Source organism: Pseudomonas sp. A6, assembly GCF_052367875.1.
GTDB classification, from domain to species: domain Bacteria; phylum Pseudomonadota; class Gammaproteobacteria; order Pseudomonadales; family Pseudomonadaceae; genus Pseudomonas; species Pseudomonas citronellolis.
The window spans coordinates 5,334,703-5,354,951 of record NZ_CP198970.1; the positions used below are offsets into that span (position 1 = coordinate 5,334,703).

Here is a 20,249-nt window from a genome sequence, read left to right on the forward strand (position 1 = left end):
TCTGTGGTGGTCAAATAATTTCGGACACTTCGATAGGTTGTCTGGGTGGCCTGCGCTCGTAGCGGGTGGGTGGCAGATAGCCTAGGCTGGAGTGCAGGCGCACGTTGTTGTAGAAGCCGACGATGTAGTCGGCAATGTCGGTCATAGCCTCAGCATGGTTGGCGTAGTCACGTTGCCAGACCCGCTCCATTTTCAGGTTCAGGAAGAAGCGTTCCATGACCGCGTTGTCCCAGCAATTTCCCTTGCGGCTCATGCTCAAGACCAGGCCATGCCGCTTGAGCAGCGCGCGATAAACCTCGCTGGCGTACTGGCTACCACGATCCGAGTGCACGACCAGGCCTGGCGCTGGCTGCCGCTGAGCAATCGCCATCTGTAGCGCCGAACAGACCAGTTCCGCCGACATGTTCGGCGCCATCGCCCAGCCGACGATCTTGCGCGAATACAGGTCCATCACCGCAGCCAGGTACAGCCAACCTCGGCGGGTACGGATGTAGGTGATATCCGCCACCCAGGCCTGGTTTGCCGCCGGAGGATCGAACCGGCGGGCCAGGATATTGGAGGCTATCGGCAGGTCATGCTTGCTGTTGGTCGTGTGCACGAACTTGCGCTTCCAGACTGGCCGAAGCCGGTGCTCGCGCATCAGCCGGCGGACTCGGTAGCGCCCTACATGCACGCCCTCGCCATTGAGCGCGGCTTGCAGGCGACGACTCCCATAGGTACGCCCGCAGCTCATGAACAGGGCCTTCAAGGAAGCGGCTACCGGGCAGTGCAAGGCTGGGCGCAAGGGGCGGCGCTGTGCGGCGTAGTAGCCCGACCGACTGACACCCAGCAGCCGACACAGCCGTGCAACTCCGGCCTTCTGCTGCTGCGCGATCAACCGGTGAATCACTTCAGTTCGCGGGCGAAGAAGGCCGAGGCCTTTTTTAGCAGGTCGTTGTCCTGCTTCAACTGGCGATTCTCGGCCTCCAACTGACGAATCCGCTGCTGCTCGGGTGTCAACGGCTTACCCACTCCCGCCTGCCCCGACAGCTCGGCTTCGTATTGCTGAACCCAGCGGCGAACTGCCGTCTCTCCCAAGTCCATGTCTCGACAGACCTGCGTAATGCTCAGGCCCTGGTCTTTGATCATCTGGACGACTTGCAGCTTGAAGCTGGCATCGAATGCTCTGCGTTTACGGCTCATGAATGACTCCTCTATTCAGTAGATTTTCCACCTATCGAGGTGTCCGAGGAAATTGAACCACCACAGTCTTTATCCCGCGCTCCGATCCTCACCCCCGTCATTCCCGCGAACGCGGGAACCCAGTTGCCTCAGCTTGGGTGTTTCTGCGCCGCACCGAGTCTGCCCGACCGTCTTGTTTCGCCCCCTCGGGCGAGTCCCTTTTGTCAAACGCCACAAAAGGAACCAAAAAGGCTTGCCCCAACATACGGGCCCGATAAAGCCGGGCTACCCTCACGAACTCCCCCGCCACGGAGGCCCGCCCCGAGGGTACGTCCCTGTAGCCCGCGGGGCTCTCGCGACATCCATGTCGCATGACCTCCTGAGCGCCGGTTTCGCTCGGCCTTCTGAAGGGGCGTTCCGGAGTGCGCGGATGTTTCTCTGGAAGTCCAAAAGCAAAAGGCAGAGCGGGCGCGCTTTTGCTTTTGCTTTTCGTAGGAGCGAGCTTGCTCGCGAACCCAGCAGTCACTGGGTTCCCGCGTTCGCGGGAATGACGGGGTGAGGTTAGGAGTATCAGGATAACTCCAAACTCCCCACCCACTCCGAACAGCCCCCTCTCCCTTCAGGGAGAGGGTTGGGGAGAGGGTGCTCTTGAACCCGACACCTACGGTAACCACTGTTCGCGAGCAAGCTCGCTCCTACAAAAACCCCGAGCCTGCCTTCAGAACAACCGCTCATCCTCCTCCTCGACCAACCCACCCAGCCCATCCAGCCCGGCGCGGGTGGTGGCGCGGTCTTCCAGCTTGCGCCGGGCCGCTTCGGGCAGGTCGGTGTAGCGGATCAGGCCGCGGCCCACCAGCACGCCCACCAGGTCCTCGATCACCCGCACCAGCTCCAGGTCCGAGCGCTGCAGGGACTGCAGGCGCGCATCCAGGGCGCCGCTCAGCCAGGCCAGCACCTCGGGGTCGTCGGCCGGGGCGCCCTGGCCGCCGGCGAAGGGTTCGCGTTCGACCCGCACCAGGCGGCCGTTCTCATCGCGCTGCACGTAGACCATCGCCGTCTCCTTCACTTGTCCTTATCGAACGCCGCCTCCAGCGCATCGTTGAGCGTGCGCAGCACCTTGACCCGGGCGAAGCGCTTGTCGTTGGCCTCCACCAGGGTCCAGGGCGCGATCTCGGTGCTGGTGCGATCCACCATGTCGCCCACCGCGTCGACGTACTGGTCCCACTTGTCGCGGTTGCGCCAGTCTTCCTCGGTGATCTTGTAGCGCTTGAAGGGAATGCTCTCGCGCTCCTTGAAGCGCTCGTACTGGGTGTCCTTGTCGATGGCCAGCCAGAACTTCACCACCACGATGCCGAACTCCACCAGTTGCTCCTCGAAGTCGTTGATCTCCGAGTAGGCGCGCAGCCAGTCGGCCGGCGGGCAGAAGCCCTCGACGCGCTCCACCAGCACCCGGCCGTACCAGGAACGGTCGAAGATGGTGAACTGCCGGCGCGCCGGCATGTGCCGCCAGAAGCGCCACAAGTAGGGCTGGGCGCGCTCCTCCTCGGTGGGCGCGGCGATGGGCACGATGTGGTACTGGCGCGGGTCCAGGGCGTCGGTGACGCGGCGGATGGCGCCGCCCTTGCCGGCGGCGTCGTTGCCCTCGAACACGGCCAGCAGCGAATGCTGGCGGAAGCGCTTGTCGCGGATCAGCGTGGCCAGGCGCGCCTGCTCCCGGGCCAGTTGCGTCTTGTACTGGTCCTTGCTCAGCGCCAGGCTCAGGTCGAGGCTGTCGAGCAGGCCGCGGTTGTCCAGGCTGGCCACCAACGGCGCGGCATGGGGCTGCCGGCGCGGCCGGTCCTTGACGTCGAGCGCCGCCTGCAGGCCTTCGAGGATGGTGCGGCCGACGGTCAGGCTGCGGTAGCGCTCGTCCGCGCCCTCGACGATGTACCAGGGCGCGTAGTCGCGGCTGGTGCGGCGCAGCACGCGCTCGCCGTAGCGCACGAACTTGTCGTAGACCTCGCTCTGCAGCCAGTCGATCTCGCTCAGTTGCCAGGAGCGCTGGGGGTCATTCTCGAGGGTCTTCAGGCGTTCCTTGAGCTGCTTCTTGGACAGGTGGAACCAGAACTTGAAGATCAGCGCGCCCTCGTCGCAGAGCATGCGCTCGAAACGCTCGGCGGCGTCGATGGCCACGTCCAGGCGGCTGCTCTTGATGTCGCCGTTGACCCGCGCATGGAGCATCTGGCTGTACCAGTTGCCGAAGAAGATCGCCGTGCGCCCCTTGGGCGGCAGGCGCCGCCAGAAGCGCCACTGCGGCGGGCGGGCGAGCTCCTCGTCGGTGGGCCAGAGGAAGCTTTCCACCTGGATCAGCCGCGGGTCCATCCACTCGTTGAGCAGCTTGACCGTCTCGCCCTTGCCGGCCCCCTCGATGCCGTTGATCAGGATGATCACCGGGAACCGCGCCTGCCGCTTGAACTCGTACTGGGCCTCCAGCAAGGCTTCGCGCAGCTCTATGACTTCCCTTTCGTAGGTTTCCTTGTCGATGGAATGGCCGATCTCGGCGGACTCGAACATGCACTGCCTCCTGACTGCGGGTTGCATTGAAGGTAGCGGATGTGACGCAGGCTGTCTGCGCGGGGGATCGGCTAAAATGCGCGCTTCGCTTTCCTGCCGGTAGCCCCATGCCCGACCACCACAGCGCCCAGCTCGACTGGGACGAAAACGGCCAGCCCCTGTCGCGCGCCTACGGCGACGTGTACTTCTCCCGCGCCTCGGGCCTGGCGGAAACCCACCACGTGTTCCTCGACGGCAACCAGTTGCCGCGACGCTTCGCCGCACTGCCGGCGGGCGGGCGCCTGTGCATCGGCGAGACCGGCTTCGGCACCGGCCTGAACTTCCTCTGCGCCTGGCGCCAGTTCGAGGCCCTGGCCCCGGCGGATGCGCGCCTGCACTTCGTCAGCGTGGAGAAGTACCCGCTGCGCCGCGACGACCTGGCGCGCGCCCTGGCCCTGTGGGATGAACTGCGGCCCTGGAGCGAGCAGTTGCTGGCGCAGTACCACGCCATCCATCCCGGCTTCCAGCGCCTGCTGTTCGACGGTGGCCGGGTGGTGCTCACCCTGCTGGTGGGCGACGTGCTGGAAACCCTGCCGGAGCTGGAAGCGCGTATCGACGCCTGGTTCCTCGACGGCTTCTCCCCGGCGAAGAACCCGGAGATGTGGACCGAGCCGCTGTTCGCCGAACTGGCGCGGCTGGCGGCCCCCGGCGCGACGCTGGCCACCTTCACCAGCGCCGGTTTCGTCCGCCGCGGGCTGATCGCCGCCGGCTTCGCCATGCAGCGGGTCAAGGGCTTCGGGCAGAAGCGCGAGATGCTGGTGGGCGAGTTCCAGGGCCAGCCGCAGGACGCCGCCAAGCCCTGGTATGCGCGCCCGCCGGCGCCCGTGGGCGAGCGCCGCGCGCTGGTCGTCGGCGGCGGCCTGGCCGGCTGCGCCACCGCCGCCAGCCTGGCTGTGCGCGGCTGGAAGGTAAGCCTGGTGGAACGCCATGGCGAACTGGCCGCGGAGGCCTCGGGCAACCCCCAGGGCGTGCTCTACCTCAAGCTCTCGGCCCACGGCACGGCGCTGTCGCGTCTGGTGGTGGCCGGCTTCGGCCATACCCGCCGGCTGCTGGAGCGTCTGCAACGCGGCCGCGACTGGGACGCCTGCGGCGTGCTGCAACTGGCCTTCGACGAAGCCGAGGGCAAGCGCCAGGCGAAGCTGGCCGAAGCCTTCCCCGAGGACCTGCTGCAGGCGCTCTCGCGGGAACAGGCCGAAGCCACCGCCGGCATCGCCCTGCCGGCCGGCGGGCTGTTCTTCCCCGAGGCCGGCTGGGCGCATCCGCCGGCGCTGTGCCGGGCCCTGGCCGAACACCCGAACATCGAGCTGCTGAGCGGCCACGAGGTGCGCCTGGAGCGCGACGGCGGGCAGTGGCACGCCTTCGATGGCGAACAGCGCCTGGCCTCGGCGCCGGTGGCGGTCCTGGCCACCGCCGCCGAGGTACGCGCCTTCCCCGGCGCGGCCAGCCTGCCGCTCAAACGCATCCGCGGGCAGATCAGCCGCCTGCCGGCCACCGAAGCAAGCGCGGCGCTGCGTACCGTGGTCTGCGCCGAGGGCTACGTCGCTCCGCCGCGCCTGGGCGAGCACACCCTGGGCGCCAGCTTCGACTTTCACAGCGACGACCTGCAGCCCACCGTCGCCGAACACCAGGGCAATCTGGAACTGCTGCGGGAAATCTCCCCGGACCTGCTGCAGCGCCTGGGCCCGCAGGACCCGGCAGCCCTCGAAGGCCGCGCCGCGTTCCGTTGCACAACGCCGGACTACCTGCCGCTGATCGGCCCGCTGGCCGCGCGCGAAGCCTTCGCCGAGGCCTACGCCGTACTGGCCAAGGACGCCCGCCAGGTACCCGACACGCCCTGCCCCTGGCTCGACGGCCTGTACCTGAACAGCGCCCACGGCTCCCGCGGGCTGATCAGCGCGCCGCTGTCCGGCGAACTGCTGGCGGCCTGGCTGGACGACGAGCCACTGCCCCTGCCTCGAGCCGTGGCCGAGGCTTGCCATCCCAATCGGTTCTTCCTGCGCGAGCTGGTGCGGGGGCTGAAGTCCTAGCCACACCTGGTGATGAGCCTGTCGCTGGCGGCGCCGAGGTGTTTTTCGTAGGAGCGAGCTTGCTCGCGAACAGTGGTTACCGGGGACGTAGGTGTTGGGTTCAAGAGCGCCCTCTCCCCAGCCCTCTCCCTGAAGGGAGAGGGGGCTGTCCGGAGTGGCCTGTAAGTCAGGCACCATCCTTCAACCTCGTCATTCCCGCGAACGCGGGAACCCAGTGACTGGTGGGTTCGCGAGCAAGCTCGCTCCTACGAAGAGCAAAAGCGCGTTCGCTCTTGGGATTTCCAGAGAAACCTCCGCGCGCACCGAAACGCCCCTTCAGAAGGCCGAGCGAAACCCGCGCTCAGGAGGTCATGCGACATGGATGTCGCGAGAGCCCCGCGGGCTACAGGGACGTACCCTCGGGGCGGGCCTCCGTGGCGGGGGAATTCGCGAGGGTAGCCCGACTCTGTCGGGCCCGTATGTGGGGCAAGCCTTTTTGGTTCCTTTTTGCGGGGGTGGCCTTCCACCGTTTGACAAAAGGGACTCGCCCGAGGGGGCGAAACCAGAGACATCCGAACACTCGGTGCGGCGCGCTACACCGAGCCCCCAAGTCACTGGGTTCCCGCGTTCGCGGGAATGACGGGGGGTGAGGTTGGGTGCAAAGTGAAGAATCAGGCTCCTACGCATCCCAACCTCCCAACCTCCCAACCTCCCATCACTCCTCTTCCTCCTCCTCCGGCAACTCGAACAACTCCGCCGCCCGCAACAACCCCGCCAACACCGCATGCCGCTCCCACTCAGGCAACTCGGCAAAGCGCACCAACACATATTCCGGCAACAACGGCGGCGCCGACTGCAATGCGTCACGGCCAGCGTCCTCCAGCAGCAACCATTGCTTGCGCCGATCCTGCTCATCACGCCGGCGCGCCAGCAAACCACGGCTTTCCAGACGATCGAGCACCCCGGACAGCGAAGCCTGGGACAGGCTCACACGCTTGGCCAGGCGGCTGGCAGTGATCTCCCTCTCCACCAGCAACACCTGCAGGATCAGCAGTTGCAGCGGCGTCAGCCCGCCGAAGCGGCTCAGGCGCTTGGCGTGCACCTCGCTGCCCTGCTGCAGCCGCCGCAGGGCCTGGAACATGGACAACGCATAGGCATCCTCCAAGGCATTTTTTCTTTCAACCATAATCAATCTTCCATACAGAAGGCGCATGAATTCATAAAAAAATCATAGAACTACTTTCACATGAAACAGTCTTTCTGTTAACACAAAAAAAGGGCCCCGGCCTGACCCCCCATTCATCCCCAACGGAGAACCGGTAAGGAAAATGTGCGGCATAGCAGGAGAACTACGTTTCGATAACCAGCCGGCCGACCTCGCGGCGGTCGAGCGCATCACCCACCACCTCGCCCCCCGCGGACCCGACGCCTGGGGCTTCCACAGCGAAGGGCCAGTGGCCCTCGGCCACCGCCGGCTGAAGATCATGGACCTGGCCGAAGCCTCCGGCCAGCCGATGATCGACACCACCCTGGGCCTGTCCCTGGTGTTCAACGGCGCCATCTACAACTACCCCGAACTGCGCAAGGAGCTGGAAGCCCTCGGCTACCGCTTCTTCTCCGGCGGCGACACCGAGGTACTGCTCAAGGGTTACCACGCCTGGGGCAAGGAGCTGTTGCCCAGGCTCAATGGCATGTTCGCCTTCGCCATCTGGGAGCGCGACGCCCGCCGGCTGTTCATCGCCCGCGACCGCCTGGGCATCAAGCCGTTGTACCTCGCCCGCGACGGCCAGCGCCTGCGCTTCGCCTCCAGCCTGCCGGCGCTGCTGCAGGGCGGCGGCGTCGACACCAGCCTGGATGCCGAGGCACTCAACCTGTACCTGAACTTCCACGCCGTGGTGCCCGCCCCGCGCACCATTCTCAACGGCGTGCGCAAGCTGCCGCCGGCGACCTGGATGAGCATCGACGCCGACGGCCGCAGCGAGCAGCACTGCTGGTGGCGTCTGGAATACGGCTGCCACGAGGACGAACGCGAACTGCGCCTGGAGGATTGGGAAGACCGCGTGCTGGACAGCCTGCGCGAGGCCGTGGCCATCCGCCAGCGCGCCGCCCGCGAGGTGGGCGTGCTGCTCTCCGGCGGGGTGGATTCCAGCCTGCTGGTCGGCCTGCTGCACGAGGCCGGGGTGGACGACCTGCTGACCTTCTCCATCGGCTTCGAGGATGCCGGCGGCGAGCGCGGCGACGAGTTCCACTACTCCGACCTCATCGCCCGCCGCTACGGCACGCGCCACCACCAGCTGCGCATCGGCGAGAACGAGGTGATCGAGCAACTGCCGGCAGCCTTCCGCGCCATGAGCGAACCCATGGTCAGCCACGACTGCATCGCCTTCTACCTGCTCGCCCGCGAAGTGTCGAAGCACTGCAAGGTGGTGCAGAGCGGCCAGGGCGCCGACGAACTCTTCGCCGGCTACCACTGGTACCCGCCCATGGTCGACGCCGCCTCGCCGCTGCACGCCTACCGCGCGGCCTTCTTCGACCGCAGCCACGGCGAATACGAAGCCACGGTGCGCCCGGCCCTGCGCGTCGAGGACGTGGCCCAGGCCTTCGTCGCCGAGCACTTCGCCATGCCCGGCGCCAGCGACGCGGTGGACAAGGCGCTGCGCCTGGACAGCACCATCATGCTGGTGGACGACCCGGTCAAGCGCGTCGACAACATGACCATGGCCTGGGGCCTGGAGGCCCGCGTGCCGTTCCTCGACTACCGCCTGGCCGAACTCTCGGCGCGCATCCCGGCGCGCTTCAAGCTCGGCGACGGCGGCAAGCAGGTGCTCAAGGCCGCGGCGCGGCGGGTGATCCCGGCCGAGGTGATCGACCGGCCCAAGGGCTACTTCCCGGTGCCGGGGCTCAAGCATCTGCAGGGCAACACCCGGGCCTGGGTCAGCGAACTGCTGCTGGACCCGAGCCAGGACCGCGGCCTGTTCGAGCCGGCGCAGATCGACCGCCTGCTCGGCAGCCCGCAGGACGACCTCACCCCGTTGCGCGGCTCCAAGCTCTGGCAGCTGGCCGCCCTCAACCTCTGGCTGACCGAACAGGGACTCTGACCCAGCCAGCAGCGCGGGCCACCGGCACCGTACCGGCGGCCCGCCCTCCAGGGAGCGAACCATGAAAAGCCATTTCAACCTGCCCCATCCGCACAACCAGCGCCTGCTGCGCGGCCAGGTGCCGACCTACCAGCGCCTGCAGGCGCGCTTCGCCGAGGACCACGAGCGGCCCGGCTGCGAGCCTCACAGCCTGCACTGCGGCTGGGGCCGGCTGTTGATCGGGCACACCTTCGCCGAACCCGACGCGCTGGCCACGGAGCTGCTCAACGAGCGCCCCGGCGAACGCGATATCGCCCTCTACGTGGCGGCGCCGCAGCAGGTGCTGGCCCACGCCCCGCAGCAGCTGTTCCTCGACCCCTCCGACACCCTGCGCCTGTGGTTCACCGACTACCGCCCGGCGCGCCGCTCGTTCCGCGGCTTCCGCATCCGCCGGGTGCACGGCGAGGACGACTGGGCGGCGGTCAACCGCCTGTACCTGGCCCGCGGCATGCTGCCGGTGGACGCCGAGCGGCTCACCCCGCACTACCAGGGCGGGCCCACCTACTGGCTGGCCGAGGACAGCGAGACCGGCAATGCGGTCGGCGCGGTCATGGGCCTGAACCACGCCAAGGCCTTCCACGACCCCGAAGGCGGCTCCAGCCTCTGGTGCCTGGCGGTGGACCCGCAGTGCAGCCGGCCGGGTGTCGGCGAGGCCCTGGTGCGCCACCTGATCGAACACTTCATGAGCCGCGAGCTGGCCTACCTCGACCTGTCGGTGCTGCACAGCAACAAACAGGCGAAGGCGCTGTACCGCAAGCTCGGCTTCCGCGAACTGGCGACCTTCGCCATCAAGCGCAAGAACGGCATCAACCAGCCGCTGTTCCTCGGCCCCGGCCCCGAGCAGGGGCTGAACCCCTATGCCCGGATCATCGTCGACGAAGCCCATCGCCGCGGCATCGAAGTGCAGGTGCAGGACGCCGACGCCGGCCTCTTCAGCCTGACCCAGGGCGGCCGGCGCATCCGCTGCCGCGAGTCGCTGTGCGACCTGACCAGCGCAGTGAGCATGACTCTCTGCCAGGACAAGCGCCTGACCCACCGGGCGCTGGCCCGCGCCGGGCTGAAGCAGCCGCAGCAGCGCCTGGCCGGCAGCGCCGAGGACAACGCCGCGTTCCTCGCCGAGCACGGCGCGCTGGTGGTCAAGCCGGTGGACGGCGAGCAGGGCCAGGGCGTGGCGGTGAACCTGATGCGCGCCGAAGAGGTCGAGGCCGCCATCGAACACGCCCGCCAGTTCGACGGCCGCGTGCTGCTGGAGAGCTACCACCCCGGCCAGGACCTGCGCGTGCTGGTGATCGGCTACGAAGTGGTGGCCGCCGCGGTGCGCCACCCGGCCACGGTGATCGGCGACGGCCGCCACAGCATCCGCCAGCTGATCGAGGCGCAGAGCCGCCGGCGCCAGGCCGCCACCGGCGGCGAGAGCCGCATTCCGCTGGACGGCGAGACCGAGCGCACCCTGCACGCCGCCGGCTTCGGCTACGACGACGTGCTGCCCGAAGGCCGCCGCCTGGCCGTGCGCGGCACCGCCAACCTGCACACCGGCGGCACCCTGGAAGACGTCACCGACAAGCTCCACCCGGCCCTGCGCGAGGCCGCCATCCGCACCGCGCGGGCGCTGGAAATCCCGGTCACCGGGCTGGACCTGCTGGTGCCCGACGTGGAGGGCGAGGACTACGTGATCATCGAAGCCAACGAGCGCCCGGGCCTGGCCAACCACGAGCCGCAGCCCACCGCCGAACGCTTCCTCGACCTGCTCTTCCCGCTCAGCCGCGAACCCCTGGACCGCGAGGTGCCCGCATGAGCCGACTGCCGCAACCGGACCTCAACTACCTGCAGCGGGTGCTGCTGGAGATGCTCGCCATCCCCAGCCCCACCGGCTTCACCGACACCATCGTGCGCTACGTCGCCGAGCGCCTGGAGGAGATCGGCATCCCCTTCGAGATGACCCGCCGCGGGACCATCCGCGCGACCCTCGCCGGCCGCCGCAACAGCCCGGACCGCGCGGTCTCGGCACACCTGGACACCATCGGCGCCATCATCCGCGAGATCAAGCCCAACGGCCGCCTGGCGCTGGCCCCGGTGGGCTGCTGGTCGAGCCGCTTCGCCGAAGGCAGCCGCGTCACCGTGTTCTGCGACAACGGCGTGCTGCGCGGCAGCGTGCTGCCGCTGATGGCCTCGGGGCACGCCTTCAACACCGCGGTGGACAGCCTGCCGATCAGCTGGGACCACGTCGAGCTGCGCCTGGACGCCTACACCGTGAGCCCGGCCGACAGCGCCGCGCTGGGTGTGTCCATCGGCGACTTCGTAGCCTTCGACCCGCTGCCGGAATTCACCGACAGCGGCCACATCAGCGCCCGCCACCTGGACGACAAGGCCGGCGTGGCGGCGCTGCTGGCGGCGCTCAAGGCCATCGTCGAAAGCGGCCAGGAACCGCCGATCGACTGCCACCCGCTGTTCACCATCACCGAGGAGATCGGTTCCGGCGCGGCGGGCGCCCTGCCCTGGGACGTCAGCGAGTTCGTCGGCATCGACATCGCCCCGGTGGCCGAGGGGCAGAACTCCAGCGAGCACGCGGTGAGCGTGGCCCTGCAGGACTCCGGCGGACCCTACGACTACCATCTCTCGCGGCACCTGCTGCGCCTGGCCGAGCGCCACGAGGTGGCGGTGCGCCGCGACCTGTTCCGCTACTACCACAGCGACGCGCAGTCGGCGATCGAGGCCGGCCACGACATCCGCACCGCGCTGCTGGCCTTCGGCTGCGACGCCACCCACGGCTACGAGCGCACCCACATCGACAGCCTGGCCAACCTGGCGCGCCTGCTCTGCGCCTACCTGCTCAGCCCACCGGTGTTCGACAGCGACGCCGAGCCCAAGGAAGGCGCCATCGAGCGCTTCAGCAAGCAGCTGGAACACCCGGTGCACATGGAGAGCACCACCCACGTGCAACCGGTGGGCGAACTGCTGGACAACAGCAAGGACGATGAAAAGGGGCGCCACTGAGGCGTTCCGCACTCGCCGGCGGGCCGGCGCGCGACTAGAATCGCCGCCAGTTCCGCCGAGTGCCCGCCCATGCTGATTCCCTACGACCTGCTCGAAGCCGATACCCTGAACAACCTGCTGGAAGACTTCGTCACCCGCGAAGGCACCGACAACGGCGACGACACGCCCCTGGCCACCCGCGTCGAACGCGCCCGCCACGCGCTCAGGCGCGGCGAGGCGGTGATCGTGTTCGATCCGGAGAGCCAGCAATGTCAGCTGATGCTCAAGGTGGAAGTGCCGAAGGAGTGGCTGGAGAGCTGAGCGATACCCATCCTACGGTGTGTGGTGGTGTAGGAGCGCGCCCTGCGCGCGATATCGCGGGCAGGGCCCGCTCCTACAGGGGTACGCCATGGCTGATGCCGCGTAGGAGCGAGCTTGCTCGCGAATGGCGCTTGCCGGGGACTTTAGGTGCTGGGCTTTGGAGCGCCCTCTCCCCAGCCCTCTCCCTGAAGGGAGAGGGGGCATTCGGTGTCTGGGGTGGTTTCTATGCCCGCCGGCAATGCTGGAGTTGCCGGCATGCACGGATAGCTCCCTCTCCCTTCAGGGAGAGGGCTGGGGAGAGGGTTGCAAGGGTTAGCTGAGCACCAGGAGCCAGGTTCGCGAGCAAGCTCGCTCCTACGAAAAGCCAGCCCCCATCAAGGCGCCAACTTCGGCCCCAGCAGCACCACGCTCGCCCCCACGATGCACAACGCCACGCCCAGCCAGTCGCTCCACAGCGGCCGGCTCTTCTCCACATAGGCCAGCCAGAACAGCGACGCCGCCACGTAGATGCCGCCATAGGCCGCATAGGAGCGCCCGGCATAGGCCGCCTCGACGCGGGTCAGCAGCAGGGCGAAGCACAGCAGGCTGAACAGTCCGGGAATTATCCACAGGGGCGTGCGGTCCAGGCGCAGCCAGAGGAAGAAGGCGTAGCAGCCGGCGATCTCGCAGAACGCGGCCAGGAGGAACCACAGGTAGTTGAGCATCTCGCTTTCCTTGGCGGCTCAGCCGCGCAGGCCGCCTTCGCGTTCCCAGGCGCAGCGTACCCGCAGGTCGCCTTCCTGGGGGCTGTGGAAGCCGCGTTCGGATTCCCAGCGGAAGGTGTGGCAGCCGTTGAGTTCGGTTTCCAGGTGCACCACCGCGCTGGCCCAGTACAGGCGCTTGAGCAGCGCCTCGAACTGCTCCACCCACAGGTTCCACTCGTATTCGATGGCCGGGTAGCTGGCGCCGAAGTGGATCACCTGGGACTGGTACAGGCCGGCGCCTTCCTGCTCGCAGCGGCTGAACATCTCGCGGCCGAGGAACGGCCAGGCCTCGCCCACCGGCAGGCTGTCCAGCACCTTGCGGTTGGCCGCGCGGCGCAGGCGCCGCTCCATGGAGTCGCCGGGCCAGTCGCGGATGCAACCATAGACGATGGATTCGGACTGCAAGACGGTGAGACTCCCTCTGGACGACGCTGCCTTCTAGCACAGGCGCAGGCGCCACGGAAGCGCCGGGCAGCAATGTTGCGTGGCCTGGCCCGGAAAAGCAAAAGCCCCGCGATGGAGGCGGGGCTTTCACTGGGGTCCAACTTACATCGGCAGGCAGGCCGGTGAAGCAAAACTACGCTTTTGCACCGCCCTGGGCAAGCGCTGTTTTCGCCTGCACCGAAGCGGTGCGAAAACTCAGGCCAGGCTGCGCTGCTTGGCCTTCATCTTCTGCGCCATGCGCGTCATCTCGTCGTAGATCGCCTGCGGGTTCTGCTGCTTGACCTGCCAGGCCAGGCGGCCCTGCTCGTGGGGCAGGATCATGAAGCTGCCGCGCTCGACTTCCTGGTGGATGTAGTCGGCGATGTCGGCGGCGCTGATCGGCGAGCCTTCCAGCAGCTTGCCCACCTGGTTCTTCATGTCCGGGCTGGGGCCGCGGAAGGAGTCCAGCAGGTTGGTCTGGAAGAACGACGGGCAGACCACGTGGACCTTCACGTCCACCAGGCTCAGCTCGGCCAGCAGGCTTTCCGACAGGGCCACCACGCCGGCCTTGGCCACGTTGTAGTTGCTCATCGCCGGGCCCTGCATCAGCGCGGCCATGGAGGCGATGTTGACGATGCGCCCCTTGCTGCGCTCCAGCAGCGGCAGGAAGGCCTTGCAGCCCTTGACCACGCCCATCAGGTTGATGGAGATCTGCCAGTCCCAGTCTTCCAGCGACAGCTCCTCGAAGAAGCCGCCGGAGGCCACGCCGGCGTTGTTGACGATGACGTCGATGCCGCCGAGCTTCTCCTCGCAGGCCTGGGCCAGCGCCGTCAGCTGGCTGTAGTCGCGCACGTCGCAGCGCTGGGTGAAGCCGTCGCCGCCGGCCTCGCGCACCAGGCGCAGGGTTTCGGCCAGGCCGTCGTCGTTGATGTCGGCCAGGGCCAGGCGCCAGCCTTCGCGGGCCCAGCGCAGGGCGATTTCGCGGCCCAGGCCGGAACCGGCGCCGGTGATCATCATGCGGTTTTGCATAGGGGGGTTGCCTTGTCTTGTCCGGGGAATTGTCCGGCAGTGTAGCCAAGGCCCCGCCCGCGCTGCGCTTTAATCAGGCTGCTGAATGGCGCCGGCAAACCGGCGCCACAGCCAGGTAAGGCGCGGCCTTCAGAACAGTGGAAGCAGCAGACAGGAAAGCTTCCCGAGAACCAGTGCGACGCCCGCGAAGATCAGCACGAAGGCCGCGCAATTGACCTTCTCGCGGCGCAGGCCGGCGAACGAATGCACGCGGTAGCGCAACAGGAAGAAGCCCAGCGCCAGCAGCAGGGCCGGGGCGAAATAGACGAACTGCCAGTAGCGTTGCGGATCGCTCTCCCGCGCCAACCAGTCCGCCGCCGGCAGCGCCACCAGGCCACTGAGCAACTGGCCGAGCAGCCACAGGCTGCCCAGGGCGACCAGTACGACTCCGAGCATTCCCTTTCCCCCGTCCTGCAAAAGGCCATCATGGTAGGGCGTGGGAGGACGGCGGGCTGTGTCCTGGATCACTTTGCGCACCTTGCGCCGGCGGCGAACCGCGAAGGGTTCACGCTATACGTAGCCCAGCAGGAGCATGACCAGCAGCACCACCAGGACCACGCCGAGGATCCCCGAGGGCCCGTAGCCCCAGCTGCGCGAATAGGGATACACCGGCAGGCCGCCGATGAGCAGAAGGATGAGGATGACCAGCAGAATGGTTCCCATGGAGCGCCTCCCGTAGGCAGTCGGACGGCACGCCAGCATTGCCGGCCCGCGTCCGCGGAACGGGCAGCGCACGGGCTGCCCACCTGCTATTGGGACTGGCGTCGCAACGCCGGGATTCAGTTTTTCTGCGCCGCGGGCTCAGTGCTGCAGGTCGGGCAGCGAGCCCTTGCGCAGGCGCAGGAACATCAGCGCCACGCTGCGCGCATCGCCCAGCGCGGTGTGGCGGCCTTCCACGGGAATGCCGAGGGTGCGCGCCAGGGTGTCGAAGCGCAGGTCCAGGTGCAGGTCCGGGTAGCGCCGCGCCATCTTGCGCTGGTACAGCGCGGAAACCTCGATGCGCGGGTTGCCCAGGGCCTCGCCCAGGCGCTCGCGCAGGTGGCGGCGCAGCACGGCGACGTCGAACGACAGGTAGTAGCCCAGCAGCGGGCGGTCGCCGATGAAGGCCAGGGTCCGGCGCAGCGCCTCTTCCAGCGGCAGTTGGCCTTCGAGGTCGGCGCGGCGCAGCTTGTGGATGCGGATCGACTCGCCGTCGAGGCTGGCCGGCGGCTCCACCAGCAGCTCCAGGCGCTCGCCGAGCACCAGCTTGCCGCGGCGGATGAGCACCGCGCCTATGCTGAGGATGTCCGCCTTGCGCGGGTCGAGGCTGGTGGTCTCCAGGTCCAGGGAGACCACCTCCTCGGCCTCCTCCGGGGCGTGCAGGCACCAGTACAGCCGGCGGCGCCAGCCGGACCAGTGGTGGTCGGGAATCTTCACCAGGGCGTTCATCGGCTCTCCAGGTGGAACTGCCGTTCCAGGCTCTGCTTGAACTTCTTCACCGCGTGCAGGCCGAAGCGCAGCATGTCGCGCTCGTGGCGGCTCAGGCGGGCCACGTCCAGGCCCTGCTGGCGGCCGTCGCGCTCGCCGGCCAGTTGCTGGGTCAGGCGCAGTTGCAGGAACAGCTCTAAGGCCTCGGCAAGGTTCTCCGCCAGGCCCTCGTCGAGCACCCCGCGCGCCTGCAGCGCTTCCAGCCGGGCCAGGCTGCCGCGCGCCTCCAGGCCCTCGCGCAAAGCCAGCACGCGGCAGCCGTGGACGATGGGGAAGATGCCGCCGCGCTTGATGTCCAGGTGTTCCTCGCGGGTCTTCAACTGGCCGAGGAAGGTCAGCGGGGTGTCGAACTGCAGGGCCGCCACGGCGATGTCCGCCAGCCAGCGTTCGCCGTCCGCGGCGAAGCCCAGCAGGCCCTGGCGCAGGCTCTCGAACAACTGGCGGTTGCCGGCCACCGGCCAGGCGTCGGCGAGGATCGACAGGCGCAGCAGTTGCTCCGGGCGCCCTTCCAGGGCCGTGGCGTTCAGCTCGCGCTGCCAGGCCGCCAGCGGCTTGCACCACTCTGCGTGGCTGGCCATGACGCCGCCGGGGCACGGCGGGTAGCCGCAGGCCAGCAGGGCATCGCTGAAGCGCTGCATCAGCGCCAGGGCCTGTTCCTGGGGAAAATCGTCGGCGAGGATCAGGGCGTTGTCCTGGTCGGTCTTGAGCAGTTGCTCGCCGCGGCCTTCGCTGCCCATCACCACCAGGCAGCAGCGGCTGCGCAACGGCGGCGGCACCAGCAGTTCGAAGAGGCGTTCAAGCAACTGCTCGTTGAGCGCGCTGACCAGTTGCATGATGAAGCGCAGGCGGATGCCGTTGCCGGCCAGGGTGGCGATCAGGGTGTGCAGGGTCTCGGCGGCGGCGCGCAGCTCCTCCTCGGTCTCGGCGCGGGCGATACGCAGCGCCAGGACGTGGGAGTGGGTGGAGAACAGGCTGAGCACCTGGGTCAGGTGCAGCAGGCCGACCACTTCGCCGTCCTCGTGCACCGCGACGCGCTCGATGCGCAGGCGCGTCATGAGGATCATGGCGTCGAACAGGAAGTCGCCCAGCTCGATGCTGGCCAGCGGGCCGTGGGCGAGCGGGCCGATGGCTTCGTCCTCGGCGCGGCCGTCGCGGAAATGCGCGCGCATCAGGTCGGTGCGGGTGACGATGCCCAGTTCGCCGCCGCTGCGCACCAGCAGGGCATCGGCGCCATGGCTGAGTTGCAGGCGCGCGGCGTCGCCCAGGGGCAGCCCGGCGTCCACTTCGATGGCCGGCAGCAGGTGTTCGCGGGCGATGCGGGTGAGGATGAATTCGGCCAGGTTCTGCCCGTCGCGCCGCGCCAATTGGCGCTTGGCCGCGAGGTCGGCCTGGAAGAAGCGGGCGAAGCCGGGGTTGTCGCCGCACAGCTGGTGGAAGGTGCTGGCCGGCAGTTCGTAGAGGATGCTCTCCTCCACCGCGCGGTAGTCGTGCTTGCTGCTGCCGGAGAACAGCCCGCGGATGTCGAACAGGTCGTCGCCGGCGTACTGGGCGAACAGCCGGCCATCTTCGCCGCGCTCCTCGACCACGCCCTTAAGCACGATGAACAGGCAGGGCACCGCGGCGCCGGCTTCGAGTACGGTCTCGCCACTGGTGTAGTAGGCGACGCTCAGGGCCTCGGCGAAGGCCTGGCGCTCGCTCACGCGCAGCTGATCGAACGGCGGCGCGGAGAAGTTGAAGCTCTCGGGCATCGCGAGCCCCTTGTGGCAGTGCGTAAAAGGCGAAGCCGGAGGCGAGCCTCCGGCTTCGTCAAGTCAGCCGCGAGGCATCAGTGGGCTACTGCGCCACTGGCGCCCAGGCCGGTCTGCGAGCGGATGAACTGCGGGAAGAAGCGTGCGCGCTCCTCGTCCGCCGCCGCCGACTTGTCGGTGATGGAGAAGAACCAGATGCCGATGAAGGCCACGGCCATGGAGAACAGCGCCGGGTATTCGAACGGGTAGATGGCTTTCTCGTGGCCGAGGATCTGCACCCAGATGGTCGGGCCGAGGATCATCAGCACCACCGCGGTGATCAGTCCCATCCAGCCGCCGATCATGGCGCCGCGGGTGGTCAGCTTCTTCCAGTACATCGAGAGCAGCAGCACCGGGAAGTTGCAGCTGGCGGCGATGGAGAAGGCCAGGCCGACCATGAAGGCGATGTTCTGCTTCTCGAACAGGATGCCGAGGATGATCGCGACCACGCCCAGGGCGACGGTGGTGATCTTCGACACGCGCAGCTCGTCCTTCTCGTTGGCCTTGCCGCCCTTGATCACGCTGGCGTACAGGTCGTGGGACACCGCCGAGGCACCGGCCAGGGTCAGGCCGGCGACCACCGCGAGGATGGTGGCGAAGGCCACCGCGGAGATGAAGCCCAGGAACAGGCTGCCGCCCACGGCGTCGGCCAGGTGCACGGCGGCCATGTTGTTGCCGCCGATCAGGGCGCCGGCGGCGTCCTTGAAGGCCGGGTTGGTGCTCACCAGCACGATGGCGCCGAAGCCGATGATGAAGGTCAGGATGTAGAAGTAGCCGATGAAACCGGTGGCGAAGAACACCGACTTGCGGGCTTCCTTGGCGTCACTGACGGTGAAGAAGCGCATCAGGATGTGCGGCAGGCCGGCGGTGCCGAACATCAGCGCGAAGCCCAGGGAGAAGGCCGAGATCGGGTCCTTCACCAGGCCGCCGGGGCTCATGATGGCCTCGCCTTTGGGGTGCACCTTGATGGCTTCGGAGAACAGCGCGCTGATGTCGAAGTTGACGTGCTTGAGCACCATGATCGCCATGAAGGAGGCGCCGCACAGCAGCAGCACGGCCTTGATGATCTGTACCCAGGTGGTGGCCAGCATGCCGCCGAACAGCACGTAGAGCACCATCAGGATGCCGACCATGACCACGGCGACGTGGTAGTTCAAGCCGAACAGCAGTTCGATCAGCTTGCCGGCGCCGACCATCTGCGCGATCAGGTAGAAGGCCACCACCACCAGCGAGCCGCAGGCGGACAGGGTGCGGATGTTCTTCTGCTTGAGGCGGTAGGAAGCCACGTCGGCGAAGGTGTACTTGCCGAGGTTGCGCAGGCGCTCGGCGATCAGGAAGAGGATGATCGGCCAGCCCACGAGGAAGCCGATGGAGTAGATCAGGCCGTCGTAGCCGGAGGTGAACACCAGCGCGGAAATCCCCAGGAAGGACGCGGCGGACATGTAGTCGCCGGCGATCGCCAGGCCGTTCTGGAAGCCGGTGATGCTGCCGCCTGCGGTGTAGAAGTCGGCGGCCGACTTGCTGCGCTTGGAGGCCCAGTAGGTGATGCACAGGGTGAGGCCGACGAAGGCGACGAACATGATGATCGCCGAGACGTTGATCGGCTGGCGCTGCACGTCGCCGGTCAGGGCGTCGGCCCAGAGGGCGGGGGCGAAGGCGGCCAGGCCGAGGGCCGCGAACAGGCGGGCGATCATTGCTGGACCTCCTTGAGGACTTCCTGGTTCAGGCGGTCGAACTCGCCATTGGCGCGGCGCACGTAGATGCCGGTGAGGACGAAGGCGGACAGAATCAGCCCGACGCCGATGGGAATGCCCCAGGTCACCGAGGAATCGGGGCTCACCTTGGCGCCCAGCACTTGCGGTTCGAATGCGATCAGCAGGATGAAGGCCACGTACAGGCCCAGCATGATCAGTGAGAGCAGCCAGGCGAATCGCTCGCGTTTGGCCACCAGTTCCTTGAAGCGCGGATTGGTATCAATCCGCTGGTAGATGCTGTCGTTCATTTTGTTCTTGTCCTCACAGCGGGGGATGACGCGGATGTCGTCGATCCCCACTTTAGGACTCTGGTGCAAGGCCTCCAGACGACTTTAGTCGTAGCGGGCTGGGAGGTGCTGGCTAGAGCCTTCGGCGTGGGAGTGGCGGAGTCTTGGTGGGGATGTCTGTAGGAGCGGGCTTGCTCGCGAATGGGGTTTGTCGGTGGCTGCGGTGTTGGGGTTGAGAGCGCCCTCTCCCCAACCCTCTCCCTGAAGGGAGAGGGGGCTGTCCTGAGCGATGCGTCGGTCAGGCGCCATCCTCCCACCACCGTCATTCCCGCGAATGCGGGAACCCAGAGACTTTTTTGAGTTGGGGCTCGGTGTAGCGCGCCGCTCCGAGTCTGCGGAGATTTCTCGTTTCGCCCCCTCGGGCGAGTCCCTTTTGTCAAACGCCACAAAAGGAACCAAAAAGGCTTGCCCCGACATACGGGCCCGATAAAGCCGGGCTACCCTCACGAATTCCCCCGCCACGGAGGCCCGCCCCGAGGGTACGTCCCTGTAGCCCGCGGGGCTCTCGCGACATCCATGTCGCATGACCT

The 20,249-nt window shown here is 67.6% G+C and carries 18 protein-coding genes; 5 read left to right on the forward strand and 13 right to left on the reverse strand.

Translation table 11 applies throughout. From position 1 onward, the window contains the following. Positions 1-10 precede the first annotated feature (10 nt). From ACTWJ5_RS23360 to pap, 3 genes are all read right to left on the reverse strand, one after another. Positions 11-1,182 (reverse strand): IS3 family transposase gene (locus tag ACTWJ5_RS23360; RefSeq protein ID WP_444436531.1). Its coding sequence is split into 2 segments (ribosomal slippage): positions 11-915 and positions 915-1,182, totalling 1,173 coding nucleotides; the frame shifts between segments, so codons are not numbered across the junction. 697 nt (positions 1,183-1,879) lie between these two features. Then, on the reverse strand, positions 1,880-2,212 hold the full coding sequence (locus tag ACTWJ5_RS23365) for a tryptophan synthase subunit beta (RefSeq protein WP_444436656.1): 333 nt from the start codon (positions 2,210-2,212) through the stop codon (positions 1,880-1,882). 11 nt (positions 2,213-2,223) lie between these two features. Beyond that, the gene (pap, locus tag ACTWJ5_RS23370; RefSeq protein ID WP_444436657.1) at positions 2,224-3,714 is read right to left on the reverse strand and encodes a polyphosphate:AMP phosphotransferase; all 1,491 of its coding nucleotides are present in this window, start codon (positions 3,712-3,714) and stop codon (positions 2,224-2,226) included. Between the two features lie 107 nt (positions 3,715-3,821). Here pap and mnmC point away from each other — a divergent pair, with 107 nt between their 5' ends. Beyond that, positions 3,822-5,780 (forward strand): bifunctional tRNA (5-methylaminomethyl-2-thiouridine)(34)-methyltransferase MnmD/FAD-dependent 5-carboxymethylaminomethyl-2-thiouridine(34) oxidoreductase MnmC, encoded by a 1,959-nt coding sequence (mnmC, locus tag ACTWJ5_RS23375; RefSeq protein ID WP_444436658.1) that lies wholly within the window; start codon positions 3,822-3,824, stop codon positions 5,778-5,780. Between the two features lie 694 nt (positions 5,781-6,474). Here the strand turns inward: mnmC and ACTWJ5_RS23380 are convergent. Then, positions 6,475-6,945 carry a MarR family winged helix-turn-helix transcriptional regulator gene (locus tag ACTWJ5_RS23380; RefSeq protein WP_116423126.1) on the reverse strand — a complete coding sequence of 157 codons (471 nt, stop codon included), beginning with the start codon at positions 6,943-6,945 and terminating at the stop codon, positions 6,475-6,477. A gap of 142 nt (positions 6,946-7,087) precedes the next feature. On the opposite strand from ACTWJ5_RS23380, the gene ACTWJ5_RS23385 reads away from it, so the two are divergent. The 4 genes from ACTWJ5_RS23385 to ACTWJ5_RS23400 all read left to right on the forward strand — a co-directional run bounded on the left by ACTWJ5_RS23385 (position 7,088) and on the right by ACTWJ5_RS23400 (position 12,190). Beyond that, a complete protein-coding gene (locus ACTWJ5_RS23385; RefSeq protein ID WP_444436659.1) occupies positions 7,088-8,857 on the forward strand; it encodes an N-acetylglutaminylglutamine amidotransferase in 1,770 nt (589 codons plus the stop codon). A gap of 61 nt (positions 8,858-8,918) precedes the next feature. Continuing rightward, entirely contained in the window at positions 8,919-10,691 is a 1,773-nt protein-coding gene (gene ngg / locus ACTWJ5_RS23390; protein WP_256512245.1) for an N-acetylglutaminylglutamine synthetase, read from the forward strand. Continuing rightward, a complete protein-coding gene (locus tag ACTWJ5_RS23395; protein WP_444436660.1) occupies positions 10,688-11,890 on the forward strand; it encodes an osmoprotectant NAGGN system M42 family peptidase in 1,203 nt (400 codons plus the stop codon). Before ngg ends, ACTWJ5_RS23395 begins: the two co-directional genes overlap by 4 nt. 69 nt (positions 11,891-11,959) lie before the next feature. Then, a complete protein-coding gene (locus tag ACTWJ5_RS23400) occupies positions 11,960-12,190 on the forward strand; it encodes a YheU family protein (RefSeq protein ID WP_074986441.1) in 231 nt (76 codons plus the stop codon). A 374-nt stretch (positions 12,191-12,564) separates the two neighbouring features. Here ACTWJ5_RS23400 and ACTWJ5_RS23405 read toward each other — a convergent pair whose 3' ends face one another. From ACTWJ5_RS23405 to ACTWJ5_RS23445, 9 genes are all read right to left on the reverse strand, one after another. Beyond that, positions 12,565-12,894: a YnfA family protein gene (locus ACTWJ5_RS23405; protein WP_009620480.1), complete on the reverse strand. Its 330-nt coding sequence runs from the start codon at positions 12,892-12,894 to the stop codon at positions 12,565-12,567. 18 nt (positions 12,895-12,912) lie between these two features. Continuing rightward, positions 12,913-13,338, reverse strand: coding sequence for a hypothetical protein (locus tag ACTWJ5_RS23410; protein WP_043271029.1), 426 nt, complete (start codon positions 13,336-13,338; stop codon positions 12,913-12,915). 234 nt (positions 13,339-13,572) lie between these two features. Further along, complete coding sequence (locus tag ACTWJ5_RS23415; protein WP_009620482.1) at positions 13,573-14,385, reverse strand: SDR family oxidoreductase; 813 nt, start codon at positions 14,383-14,385, stop codon at positions 13,573-13,575. A gap of 129 nt (positions 14,386-14,514) precedes the next feature. Continuing rightward, positions 14,515-14,820: a hypothetical protein gene (locus ACTWJ5_RS23420; RefSeq protein ID WP_009620483.1), complete on the reverse strand. Its 306-nt coding sequence runs from the start codon at positions 14,818-14,820 to the stop codon at positions 14,515-14,517. Between the two features lie 114 nt (positions 14,821-14,934). Further along, on the reverse strand, positions 14,935-15,087 hold the full coding sequence (locus ACTWJ5_RS23425; protein WP_009620484.1) for a DUF3309 family protein: 153 nt from the start codon (positions 15,085-15,087) through the stop codon (positions 14,935-14,937). Between the two features lie 138 nt (positions 15,088-15,225). Further along, complete coding sequence (locus tag ACTWJ5_RS23430; RefSeq protein WP_261747968.1) at positions 15,226-15,852, reverse strand: 3'-5' exonuclease; 627 nt, start codon at positions 15,850-15,852, stop codon at positions 15,226-15,228. Next, positions 15,849-17,639 (reverse strand): DUF294 nucleotidyltransferase-like domain-containing protein, encoded by a 1,791-nt coding sequence (locus ACTWJ5_RS23435; protein WP_444436661.1) that lies wholly within the window; start codon positions 17,637-17,639, stop codon positions 15,849-15,851. Before ACTWJ5_RS23435 ends, ACTWJ5_RS23430 begins: the two co-directional genes overlap by 4 nt. A 77-nt stretch (positions 17,640-17,716) precedes the next feature. Continuing rightward, positions 17,717-19,372, reverse strand: coding sequence for a cation acetate symporter (locus ACTWJ5_RS23440; RefSeq protein WP_444436662.1), 1,656 nt, complete (start codon positions 19,370-19,372; stop codon positions 17,717-17,719). Continuing rightward, positions 19,369-19,680 (reverse strand): DUF485 domain-containing protein, encoded by a 312-nt coding sequence (locus ACTWJ5_RS23445; protein WP_256512250.1) that lies wholly within the window; start codon positions 19,678-19,680, stop codon positions 19,369-19,371. The genes ACTWJ5_RS23440 and ACTWJ5_RS23445 overlap by 4 nt, the downstream gene beginning before the upstream one ends. Positions 19,681-20,249 lie beyond the last annotated feature (569 nt).